Genomic DNA, 11,309 nt, shown 5'->3' on the forward strand with positions numbered 1-11,309 from the left:
CCCCGAAGGGAGCCCATCCGGTGCCGACCGTTCCGCCGACGCTCATCGAGCGGGTGCAGTACCTGCTCTGCGACGCCGACGGCAACCTCTTCCCGTCCGAGGAGCCGGCGTTCGACGCGTCGGCCGAGGTGACCAACGCCTTCCTCGCCTCCGTCGGCATCGACCGCCGGTACACGGCCGACGAGCTGCGGTCCGTGGCCACCGGGATGAACTTCCGGACCACGGCGCTGACCCTCGCGGCCGACGCCGGCGTTCCCGACGCCGACATCGAGCCCTGGGTCGCCGAGGAGCGCCGGGCGGTGACCGCCCACCTGGGTGCCACCCTCACGCCGCACGAGCCGACCCGGGCGGCGCTGGCCACGCTGGCCTCCTCCCTGGAACTGGCCGTGGTGAGCTCCAGCGCCCTCTCCCGGCTGGCCGCCTGCTTCACCGCCACCGGCCTGGACGACCTGCTGCCGCCCGCGCGGCGGTACAGCGCCGAGGACTCGCTGCCCACGCCGACCAGCAAGCCCGACCCGGCGGTCTACCGGCACGCCTGCGCGGACCTCGGCATCGAGCCGGAGCAGGGACTGGCCGTCGAGGACGCCGTGGCCGGTGTGCGCTCGGCCGTGAGCGCCGGGTGCCCGACCATCGGCAACCTGCTGTTCGTGCTGCCCGACGAGCGCGCCGAGCGCGCCGAGGCGCTGCTGGCGGCCGGGGCCCTGACCGTCGTCGAGTCCTGGCAGGAGCTGGCCGATCTCGTGCTGCCGGTCCTCGCCGGTCGCCGGTCCACCGGCGAGGCCCTCAGCGGGGTGGCCCGGTGAACATCGTCTACGTCGCCTTCCGCGGCCACTTCTCCGACAGCCCCCGCGCGCTCTACGAGGCCCTGCTCGAGCGCGGCGTCGACGCCACGCACACCTGGCTGGCCGCCGAGCACACCGCGGCCACCTTCCCGGCCGGGATCGACACGGTGCCGTTCGGATCGGCGGAGTGCATCGCGACCCTCGAGGCCGCGGACCTGGTCATCTCCAACGACCACATCCCGCTGGACTGGGAGAAGAAGCCGGGCGCCACCTACGTGCAGACGTGGCACGGCACGATGCTCAAGCGCATCCACAACGACGTGCTGTGGGCCCCCGAGGGCCGGCTGGCCTACCTGGACCAGGACATCGCCCGCTGGGACCTGCTGCTCTCCCCGAACGCCGTCACGACCGAACGGCTGCGCAAGGCCTTCGGGTTCACCGGGCCGATCCACGAGACCGGACTCCCGCGCAACGACCTGCTCAGCAGCCCGGAGCGCGAGGAGTTGCGGGCCAAGGTGCGCGCCGACCTCGGTATCGAGCCGGGCCAGACGGCCGTCCTGTACACGCCGACCTGGCGCGACAACCTGGTCTTCGCTGGTGCCGGGTCGCAGGATTTCGAGTTCGCCATCGACCTCGAGGACTTCTCCGCCCGGCTCGGCGGGGACCACGTGCTGCTGCTGCGCCTGCACAACATGGTCATGGACCGGCTGGAGATCGTCGAGGGCTCCGCGGTGCACGACGTGTGCAGCCACCCCGACATCCGCGACCTGTACCTGGCGGCGGACCTCATGGTGACCGACTACTCGTCGACGATGTTCGATTTCGCGATCACCGGCCGGCCACTGCTCTTCTACACCTACGACCTGGAGAGCTACCGCGACGAGTTGCGCGGTTTCTACTTCGACCTGGAGGACGTCGCGCCCGGCCCGCTGGTGCGCGACAGCCGTGAGCTGGTGACCGCCATCGCCGACCTGGACTCGATCCGGTCGGAGTACGCGGAGCGCTACGCCCGCTTCCAGGAGACGTTCTGCCACCTGGAGGACGGCTCGGCCACCGAGCGCGTCCTCGACCTCATCCTGCCGGCCGCTCCCGCGTCCGCGCAGACCACCAGCAACATCCCTGAAGGAGATGATGTCAGTGCGGACCGGTGACCACGTCCTCAACCCCAAGCGTCGGGGTGGATCCCCCCTGTCGGCCCGCACGACGCCCCGCCGACAGCAGACGCAGTCCGTCCAGGTCGTCATCCTGGCCGCGGGCATGGGTACCCGGCTGGGCCGCAAGGACCCCAAGCCGCTCACCCCTCTCAGCGACGGTCGCAGCATCATGCAGTGGCAGCTCGACGGGCTGCGTTCCGTCCTCGGCACCGACGTGTCGGTGACCGCGGTCGTCGGCTACCGCAGCAAGCGGATCATGAAGGCGGCTCCCGAGCTGCTCTTCACGTACAACCCCGACTTCGCGGTGACGAACACGTCGAAGAGCCTGCTGCGGGGTCTGCGCACCACCCGCGAGGGCGGTGTGCTGTGGCTCAACGGTGACGTCGTCTTCGACCCGGCCGTCCTCGAGGTCGCCCTGCCCTACATCGTCGCGGACCAGAGCTTCGTCTGCGTCGACACGAGCACGGTCGCCGAGGAGGAGGTCAAGTACACCCTCGACGAGGACGGCTGCATCCGCGAGCTGTCGAAGATCGTCCGCGGTGGGCTCGGCGAGGCGGTGGGGATCAACTACATCTCCTCCGCCGACAAGGCCACGCTCATCGAGCACCTGGACGAGTGCTCGCACGAGGACTACTTCGAGCGGGCCATCGAGACCGCGATCGCCGAGCGTGGCCTCCGCGTGCTGCCGGTGGACATCTCGCAGTACGCCGCGGTCGAGGTCGACTTCGACGGCGACCTGCAGCGGGCGAACTCGCTGTTCGGCGGCGACGCCCCCAACATCGTGGCCGAGCTGAGCTGATCCCCGGGTCGGCCGTCGAGGCGCGCGTCCCCTTCGGGGGCGCGCGCCTCGCGCGTTCCGGGGCGGCGCGCCCCCGCCGCCGGTGTCGGGACCGGGGCCGGGGTCGGGCAGCGACGTCGCGTTCGCGGTGCGGCGGCCGGCCACACGGTCGACGGCACGCCCCGCCGCGTCACCGCGCCCACCTGCCGCAGCCCGGTCAGGCGGCGGCCTTCGCCACCCGCGCCGGCGACGCGTCGGTCTCGCGGAACCGCCGGGCGGCGGCGATCCCCCCGAGGACCAACCCGATCCCCAGCGTCGCCAGGACCGCGACCGCGATCCGGGCGACCGCCTGCGGGCCCGCGGAGGCCACGTTCGCCGTCCACAGCACGTCGACGTCGGGCAGGCCCTGGACCAGCAGCAGCCAGCCGGTGACGACGGCGAGCAGCCCGGTCATCACGCCCCGGCCGCGCAGCGCCGCGCGCACGCCCAGGACGGCGCATCCCAGGGCGGCGAGGGCCGGCATCAGCGCGGACACGAGGGCGCCGGCGTGCGAGCCGACGGTCACCGACGGCTCCGGCGTCGCCAGCGCGTGCCAGAGCGCGGCCCCTGCGCCGAGCGCGAGCAGGGCACCCAGCAGCCGCGGGCTGCGGGCGAGCAGCCCCGCGGCCGCCGCGGCCAGCGCGAGCGCCGCGACGGCCGGCCACACGGCCCACGGCGACGGCGGGGGGCTCCAGGTGAGCACCCCGGCGACCTCGGCCTCCGTGCTCCCGTGCCGCAGGGGCACGAGCCACTCCGAGACCAGGTGTTTCCGGGTGGGGTCCTCCGCCACCCGCGGCGGCAGCACGCCCTCGCTCATCCAGTGCGTGCGGTGGTCGTGCCAGACGTACTCCGGTTCGGTGGACACCTGCTCCCACGCCGGCTCGGCGTCGGCATCGACGCCCGCCGGCATGCTCGCCCGGCCGTACCGGTCCAGGTTGAGATGGGTCGCCGGGCTGTGCGCGTTGCGCCAGACCCCGTTGGGGCCGATGCGCAGGTAGGGCTCGTCGGAGTAGCCGGGCACGAGGACGTCGGTGCCGGACTCGTTGACCAGCTCGAGCTCGTCGCCGAACTGCAGGATGCGCACGGTGACGCCGGGCAGGCCCGGTGTCACCGACACGATCCGCGCGTCGAAGTCGCTGCCGGCCGCCTCTCCCCCGACGTGGGCCGACGCGGGACCGGCCACGCCCAGCAGCGCGAGGGCGCCGGCCAGGACGACGAGGAGGCGCACCGGCCCGCGGCTCACGCGCCCGCCACGAGCCGGAGGTCGTCGGCGATGTCGTCGGCGGTGTTCTCCGCGTCGAAGGCAACGTGGGCCTCGTCGTCCTCGGCGTACAGCAGCAGCAGCGTCGAGTGCAGCCGGCCGTCGTCCTCGGCCTGCGGCACGCCGGCCGAGAGCTGCGCCTGGTCGATGGCCTCCTGGTCGCCGGTGAGACCGACGAACGAGGTCGGCAGGTCGGCGTCGAACCGGCCCAGGTACTCGCCCAGGACCTCCGGCGAGTCCGTGGCCGGGTCGGTCGTCACGAACACCACCTGCACCTGCTCGGCCAGCTCCCGGTCCAGACCGCGCAGCGCCACCGCGACGTCGGCCATGGTCGTCGGGCAGACGTCGGGGCACTGCGTGTAGCCGAAGAACAGCAGGGTGGGGCGCCCCCCGGTGACCTCGGCGAAGTCGAAGCTCGCGCCGGTGGTGTCGGTGAGGGTGAACGACGGCCGGCGGTAGGGCTCGGTGAGGTCGAGCCCGGCGTACCGGTCCTCGGGGCCCTCCACCGTGGCGGGCGGGTCGCCCGAGTGGTCGTGGTCGCCGCCGCCGTCGGCCTCCGCCGACGTCCCGCAGCCGGCCACCAGCAGGCCCGCAGCGAGGAGCAGCGCCGGGAGCGAGCGACGGGTACGGCGGCGGACGGCGGAACTCACGAGGACACGGTACGTCGGTTGGCGCGCACGCCGAGGACGACACCGGCCAGCGCCGTCAGGAACGCGAGGATGGAGAAGAAGAGGGCGAGCGCACCCGGGTCGTCGGTGTGGCTGCCCTCGTGGGCCGCCTCGTCACCGGTCGCGGTGTCCGCCGTCGACGGGCTTCCGGAGTCGGCGGTGGCGGTCAGGGACAGCACCGGCGCGGGGCGCTCGGGCTCGTCCTGGCCCGGGATGGTCGGCTCGATCCACGCCGACTCGCTACCGTCGCTGTAACTCTGGATCGCCGGGAAACCCAGTGCGTCGGTGTCGGGAAACGGGCCGCCGGAGAGGGCGAACTCCTGGAACTGGCCGGGGTCGATTCCTCCGCCCGCGGCCGCGCGGAACTCCACCACGGAGACGTAGGAGCTGATCTCCTGCCCGTGCACCTCGAGCGGCTCGGCCAGGTCGGCGGTCGTGGTGGTGATCGTCCAGCCCGGCACCGGCTGGGCGCGCAGGGAGCCCAGGGCGGCCTCGGCGGGGATCTGGATCCGCACCGCCACGGTGCTGGCCGTCTCGCTCTCGTTGGGCACGCGGAACGTCAGCTTGCCGTAGCCACCGGGGACGGCGTCCGCGGAGGACACGGTCACGTGGGCCGAGGCGGACGCGGCGAGCACGACGGTGCCGGCGAGGGCGCTTCCGACGGCGGTCAGCAGGACGGCCAGACGGACGAGCGGGCGGGGCAGGGACACGGAACTCCTGTCGTCGAGGGGGGTGCGGAGGCGGGATCAGCGCACCGGGAAGTCGGTGGCCGCGGTGAGGGCGGTGAACTCGTCGAGCCGGACGGTGACGGTGAGCGACCAGGTGCCGGCGCCGGGGATCGTCATGCCGTCCCCGACGAAGTGGCCGGGCCCGGCAGGCTCGAGGTCGACGTCCAGCGGCCCGATCTCCTGGCTCCGCTCGGTCAGGGTCACGCGGATCTCGATCGGCTGGGTGAGCCGGCCGGCGTCATCGAAGAGGTAGACGTGCAGCGAGTTCTCCCCCGGTCGGGCGGGGTCGACCGACACCTGCACGGTGCCCGAGGCGGCCGCGGTGCCGCCCTGCAGCGGCAGCACCGTGTCGACCGGCTGGGCGACGGCCGACCGGGCCGGTGGGGTGCCGACCAGGACGGCGGTCACGGCGAGCACCACCGCCGCCAGGCCGGCCTCCAGGACGACCGACCGGCGCAGCGAGGGCAGGTGATCCGCGGCGTTCTCCGCCTGGGCGCGGTCGCGCTCCGCGGCGGCCGAGAGCTCCTCGGGTCCCGGCTCGCCCGTGGTGGCGGCAGAGAAGGCGTGCACGGTGATCGTCCGGCGCGGACGGGGCCGGCGGATGCCCAGCCGCTGCTGGACCCACACCCGCGAGACGCCCGCGACGGTCAGGATCACGACGACCAGCAGCAGCTTGCCGATGAGCAGCCGGCCGTAGCCGGTCGCGGCCAGGGCCGACGGCGAGCCGACCTCGCGCACCGACTGCACGATCCCCGAGACCACGAGGACACCGACCGCACCGAAGGCCAGCCGGGAGAAGGCGGGCAGCGCCGTCGCCACCTCCGCCGGCGGCGTCGGAGGTCGCAGCAGGGCCAGGAGCAGGCCGGCCAGACCACCCAGCCACACGACCATGGCGGCGACGTGCGCCGTGGCCACCACGACCGCCAGGGCCGGCCACGGACCGGCCACGGGGTGACCGGTGGCCGCGGTGGCGACGACGAGCCCTCCCGCGAGCGCACCAGCCGCGACGAGCAGCGGGCGCCCCGGCGTCTCCGGACGGCGGGGCATCCGGCGCAGCACCAGCAGGAGGGCGATGGCGAGGACTGCCCGGACCAGCGCCACCCAGCCGGCCTCGGAGCGCAGGGTGGCGCCCAGCAGCGCGGGATCGGCCACCGAGCCCGGTCCTGAGCCGGCCGCGTAGGGGCCCTGCAGGACGAACGTCGCCAGGGCGCCGATGACGACGGCGACGGCACCGAGCGAGGCGGCACGCCGCAGCCGGGGTGCCGCCCAGCCGGCCGGCCAGCACGTCGCGGCCAGGACGGGCAGCCCGACGGCCAGGGCGAGGCCGGCGAAGCCGAGCCACCGCGCCACGGGCAGCAGCGCACCGACGACCGGATCGGTGTCGTCCTGCGCCGCCTCGCCGCCGGTCGCGAGCAGCTCGGCGTCGCCCACGGCGAAGGAGAACGCCCCGGCCACCGGGTGGGAGTCGGCCGAGATGACGCGGTAGGTGACCAGGTAGCCGCCGTCGGGGAGGTTCCCGCGCAGCGGGATGGTGAGCACGGCGCCCTCGACCTCGGCAGCTCCGGCGTCGACCCGCTGCTGGTCACCGTCGAGCACGCGCGCGTACCCGGCGCCCAGCGAGACGCCCTCGCTGAACCGCAGGGTCACCGCTCCCGGCGCCGCGTCCAGCCGCGCGCCCTCGCCCGGCTCGGTGGAGACCAGCGACGCGTGGGCAGCAGCGGGATCGGCGGTCACCACCCCGGCACCCAGCCAGCCGGTGACCAGCAGGGCCAGCAGGAGCGCGGTCCGCCTCACGCGGTCACCCGCCGGTCGGCCACCGCGGGGGCCTCGCGCCGACGGCGTCCGCGCCACGCGAGGACGGCGACGGCGGCCACCCCGGCGACCAGCAGCAGGTGGGCGACCGCCCGGTCGGCGTGCACGTGGCCGGCCGAGAGATCCGACACGGTCACGGCGGCCAGCAGCGCGGCGAAGGACCCCAGGAACGGCAAGGCGCCGGCCGCCAGCCCGGGAGCGGCCGCCACGGCGAGGAAGGCCGCCGCCAGGGCCACGTTCCACGCACCCGTCTCGTGCGCCATGTGCACCGGTGCGCTCATCGCCCCGGCTCCGGAGACCAGGACCGGCCAGGCGAGCGCGGCCTGGGCGACACCGACGGCGAGCAGCACCAGCCGCAGCCCGGTGACCGCCAGCCGGGACCGGGCGGCCGCGCGGGCTCCGGGGAGCTCCCGCGGGAGGGCGGCCAGCACCGTGGCGGTCAGGTCGGGCACCGGCGGCGCGGGTGCCAGTCGCGCGCGGCGCGTCACCACTTCCGCGACCCGCACCCAGGCGGCGCAGTCGGAGCAGGCGGCGAGGTGCCCGTCGAGCTCGTCGGCGGGCAGGCCGAGGGGCTCGCCGTCCAGGCGCGCGGACAGCGCTTCGCGGCAGTTCTGGCAGGACATGGTTCATTGGTCGTCGCCGGACGCCGTCCGGTTCCCGCCCCGCGGGACTTTCTCCCGCACGAGGACGAGCACATGGACGACCTGGCGCGCATCGCCGCGGACGCCGCCGACGGCGACCCGCTGGCCGCAGCCACCCTCGTCCGCGAGACGCAGTCCGACGTCTGGCGGCTGTGCGCCGCGCTCGGCGACCGCGACACCGCCGACGACCTGACGCAGGAGACCTACCTCCGCGCCTTCGCCGCCCTGCACCGCTTCGAGGGCCGGTCCGCGTTGCGCACCTGGCTGCTCTCCATCGCCCGGCGGGTCTGCGCCGACGCCGTCCGGGCCCGGCGCCGCAGACGGCTCACCCTGGTCCGCGAGGCCTCCGACCTGGAGCTGCTCGCCCCCGACGCGACCGACGACGCCGTCGGCGAGGGCGCGACCGTGTCCGACTTGCTGGCCCGCCTGGACGCCGACCGCCGGGAGGCGTTCGTGCTCACCCAGCTGCTGGGGCTCTCCTACGCGGAGGCGGCGGAGGTCGCCGACTGCCCCGTGGGCACGATCCGCTCGCGTGTCGCGCGCGCTCGCGCGGACCTCGTGGCGTCCCTCTCCGGGGGGAGCGAGGACGCGCGCCGGGGCGATACCGCTCACATCTGATGCCCCGGTGAACGACGGGGAACCGGCGGGCGACCTATGCTGCCCGACGGCCCTGCGTCCGCCCCGGGCGGCCACGGTCCGTGCCCACATCCGAGACGGAGCCCCCGCGTGCCCTTCAGCCTGTCGCCCAAGGACTCGAGCTTCTACCCCTTGTTCACCGCCTCCGCGGAGAACCTGGTGGCGGCCACCGACGTCCTGAGCGAGTTCATCCACGACCACGCACGGCGCGAGGAACTGGCCGGTCGGCTGCGCGACCTCGAGCACGTCGGCGACCAGCACACGCACGCGATCTTCCGCCAGCTCAACACGAGCTTCGTGACGCCGTTCGACCGCGAGGACATCTACTCGCTGGCCAGCAACCTCGACGACGTCATGGACTTCGTCGAGGCAGCCGCGGACCTGGTGATCCTCACCGGCCTGGGCACCCTGCCTGCCGAGATGGGCCAGCAGGTCGCCCTCCTGCAGCGCTGCGCGCAGACCACCGCCGAGGCCATGCCCCGGCTGAAGACGCTCAAGGACCTCTCCGACTACTGGATCGAGGTCAACCGGATCGAGAACGAGGCCGACAAGCTCTACCGGCGGCTGCTGTCCCGGCTCTACAGCGGGGAGTTCGACGCCCTGGAGATCCTCAAGCTCAAAGAGGTGGCCGACCAGCTGGAGGAGGCCGCCGACGCGTTCGAGCACCTCGCCAACGTGGTCGAGACGATCGCCGTCAAGGAGTCCTGAGGCCCGAATGGACAGCTTCTGATGGACGCGGCCTTCATCGGTCTGATCATCATCGTCCTGGTCGCTCTGGCGTTCGACTACACCAACGGCTTCCACGACGCCGCGAACGCGATCGCGGTCGCGGTCTCCACGAAGGCGCTCACCCCCCGCGTCGCGCTCGCCCTCGCCGCGGTGATGAACCTCGTCGGGGCGCTGCTCTCCACCGAGGTCGCCAAGACCGTCGGCGCCGGGATCATCGACCCGCCCGAGGGCAACAACGGGCTGGAGATCGTCTTCGCCGCCCTCATCGGCGCGATCACCTGGAACCTCATCACCTGGTGGTACGGGCTGCCGTCGTCCTCGTCGCACGCTCTGATCGGTGGCCTGGTCGGCGCGGCGCTCGCGGCGGCGCACTCGGTCCAGTGGATGGGCGTCCTCGACAAGGTCATCATCCCGATGATCGTGTCGCCGCTCGTGGGCTTCGGTCTCGGCTACCTGTTCATGCTCGCGCTGCTGTGGACCTTCCGGCGGGTCAACGTCTCGAAGGCCAACCGCAACTTCCGGTACGCGCAGATCCTCAGCTCCGCGACCATGGCGCTGGGTCACGGCATGCAGGACGCCCAGAAGACGATGGGCATCATCACCCTCGCCCTGTTCACCGCCGGCGAGATCGACAGCTTCGAGGTCCCGTTCTGGGTCGTGCTCGCCGCTGCGGCCGCGATCAGCGCCGGCACGTACGCCGGCGGCTTCCGCATCATGCGGACGATGGGCCGCCGGATCATCCAGCTCACCCCGGCGGGCGGCTTCGCGGCGCAGACGGTGGCCTCCAGCGTCATGGTCACCACCGCCACGGTCTTCGCGGTCCCGGTGTCGACCACCCACATCACGACCACCTCGATCATGGGTGTGGGCTCGACCCGTCGGCTCTCGGCCGTGCGCTGGGGCGTCGCGGGCAACATCGTCGTGGCCTGGGTCGTCACGCTGCCCGCCGCCGGCGCCGTCGCGGCGATCGCCTACTTCCTCACGGCCGCCGTCGTCTGACCCGTCCGGCCCCCGTCGCGCTCCGCGACGGGGGCCGGCTCATGTTCGGGCAGCGGTCATGCGACTAGTCGAGGGGCGGCAGGTTCTCGACGGCCGCACGGGAGTCCCCGAGGCGTAGCGGGCCGTGCTTGACGAAGTGCTGCCGGTAGGTCCCGGCGGCGCTGTAGATGCCCTGCTTCACATAGGCCGACTGACCGACGTAGAGGGTGGCGTCGTTGGCCGAGTGGACGAGGTCGCCCTGGTGCCAGACCTCGACCCGGCCGACGTCCGGGTCGCTCGACCAGACGATGTGCACCATGAAGTCGTTCCACTCGCCGAGCGCCAGGTCGCCCAGGTTGTAGGACCGCGCGAACTGCGCATCCCCGGAAGTCCGGCCACCGGTACCGCCCCGGACGTCGAGGCGCAGGTCCTCGTTGACGTCGGACCAGAAGTGGATGTTGGGCTGTCCGGAGTTCGAGGTCTGGTGGAACTGGGTGAAGATGAGGCCCTGGCCCCGCTCGTCCCAGTTGAAGTCGGCCGGGAAGAACGTCGGCCAGGCCCACCACTGGTCGGTCCCCTCACCCGGCGATCCGGACTCCGCGATGGTGGTCCGCACCTCCGAGCGCAGGGTGCCCACGGTTCCGTTCCAGCCGGTGTCACCACGCCGCACGTTGAACTCGGCGCTGGCCGTGGTGCCGGGGTACGGGTTCTCGGTGGTGACGCGGTACTGGTCGCTCCTCAGGGCGTGGACCTCCGACCACGGGGGGAGCAGCTTGCCGTCCTCGTAGTCCCAGACGCGGGTCGGCTGGGCCACCGGCTCGTCCGGCTCGGACCCGGCGTCCGTGGTTGGCGGCTGCGTGCTGCCTTCGGGCAGGACCGTGACCTTCACCTCGGCGGACCGCTGGGACTCGACCCCGTCGACCACCGCGCTGACCGCGTAGAAGTAGTCGCCCGGCGCCAGCGGCGACGAGGTCCGGGTGGACTGGGTCACGGTGGTGACGCGGCCGGCGGTGCGCCGCTCGTAGACCGGGTAGGCGTCGGCGTTCTCGACGTCGCTCCAGTCGAGCACGACCCGGCGGTCGGGCTGGACGGTGGCGGTGAGG

At 73.4% G+C, this 11,309-nt stretch carries 12 protein-coding genes; 6 read left to right on the plus strand and 6 right to left on the minus strand.

Annotated elements, in window-relative coordinates; genetic code table 11:
- Nucleotides 1–20 precede the first annotated feature (20 nt).
- The 3 genes from C5508_RS09570 to C5508_RS09580 are packed head-to-tail and all read left to right on the plus strand — an operon-like array spanning nt 21 to nt 2,735.
- Nucleotides 21–803, plus strand: a complete 783-nt coding sequence (locus tag C5508_RS09570; protein ID WP_232797028.1) for an HAD family hydrolase — start codon at nt 21–23, stop codon at nt 801–803.
- Entirely contained in the window at nt 800–1,933 is a 1,134-nt protein-coding gene (locus C5508_RS09575) for a CDP-glycerol glycerophosphotransferase family protein (RefSeq protein ID WP_104524717.1), read from the plus strand. The genes C5508_RS09570 and C5508_RS09575 overlap by 4 nt, the downstream gene beginning before the upstream one ends.
- Complete coding sequence (locus tag C5508_RS09580) at nt 1,911–2,735, plus strand: phosphocholine cytidylyltransferase family protein (RefSeq protein ID WP_232797029.1); 825 nt, start codon at nt 1,911–1,913, stop codon at nt 2,733–2,735. The genes C5508_RS09575 and C5508_RS09580 overlap by 23 nt, the downstream gene beginning before the upstream one ends.
- Before the next feature lie 196 nt (nt 2,736–2,931).
- Here C5508_RS09580 and C5508_RS09585 read toward each other — a convergent pair whose 3' ends face one another.
- From C5508_RS09585 to C5508_RS09605, 5 genes are read right to left on the minus strand one after another with little or no spacing between them, the layout of a single operon-like run.
- Nucleotides 2,932–3,996: a hypothetical protein gene (locus C5508_RS09585; RefSeq protein ID WP_104524719.1), complete on the minus strand. Its 1,065-nt coding sequence runs from the start codon at nt 3,994–3,996 to the stop codon at nt 2,932–2,934.
- A complete protein-coding gene (locus C5508_RS09590; protein WP_104524720.1) occupies nt 3,993–4,664 on the minus strand; it encodes an SCO family protein in 672 nt (223 codons plus the stop codon). The genes C5508_RS09585 and C5508_RS09590 overlap by 4 nt, the downstream gene beginning before the upstream one ends.
- Nucleotides 4,661–5,392, minus strand: coding sequence for a YcnI family copper-binding membrane protein (locus C5508_RS09595; RefSeq protein WP_104524721.1), 732 nt, complete (start codon nt 5,390–5,392; stop codon nt 4,661–4,663). Before C5508_RS09595 ends, C5508_RS09590 begins: the two co-directional genes overlap by 4 nt.
- Before the next feature lie 36 nt (nt 5,393–5,428).
- On the minus strand, nt 5,429–7,204 hold the full coding sequence (locus C5508_RS09600) for a copper resistance CopC/CopD family protein (protein WP_104524729.1): 1,776 nt from the start codon (nt 7,202–7,204) through the stop codon (nt 5,429–5,431).
- The gene (locus tag C5508_RS09605; RefSeq protein WP_104524722.1) at nt 7,201–7,845 is read right to left on the minus strand and encodes a zf-HC2 domain-containing protein; all 645 of its coding nucleotides are present in this window, start codon (nt 7,843–7,845) and stop codon (nt 7,201–7,203) included. The genes C5508_RS09600 and C5508_RS09605 overlap by 4 nt, the downstream gene beginning before the upstream one ends.
- A 72-nt stretch (nt 7,846–7,917) precedes the next feature.
- Between C5508_RS09605 and C5508_RS09610 the strand changes: the two genes are divergently transcribed.
- From C5508_RS09610 to C5508_RS09620, 3 genes are all read left to right on the plus strand, one after another.
- The gene (locus C5508_RS09610; RefSeq protein WP_104524723.1) at nt 7,918–8,481 is read left to right on the plus strand and encodes a sigma-70 family RNA polymerase sigma factor; all 564 of its coding nucleotides are present in this window, start codon (nt 7,918–7,920) and stop codon (nt 8,479–8,481) included.
- A gap of 108 nt (nt 8,482–8,589) precedes the next feature.
- Entirely contained in the window at nt 8,590–9,207 is a 618-nt protein-coding gene (locus tag C5508_RS09615; protein WP_104524724.1) for a DUF47 domain-containing protein, read from the plus strand.
- A 21-nt stretch (nt 9,208–9,228) separates the two neighbouring features.
- Nucleotides 9,229–10,227, plus strand: coding sequence for an inorganic phosphate transporter (locus tag C5508_RS09620; protein ID WP_104524725.1), 999 nt, complete (start codon nt 9,229–9,231; stop codon nt 10,225–10,227).
- 64 nt (nt 10,228–10,291) lie between these two features.
- On the opposite strand, the gene C5508_RS09625 is transcribed toward C5508_RS09620, so the two are convergent.
- On the minus strand, nt 10,292–11,309 hold a 1,018-nt coding region (locus tag C5508_RS09625), incomplete at its 5' end, for a heparin lyase I family protein (RefSeq protein ID WP_157944052.1).

Source organism: Blastococcus atacamensis (assembly GCF_002938425.1).
In the GTDB taxonomy this organism is placed as follows: domain Bacteria; phylum Actinomycetota; class Actinomycetes; order Mycobacteriales; family Geodermatophilaceae; genus Blastococcus; species Blastococcus atacamensis.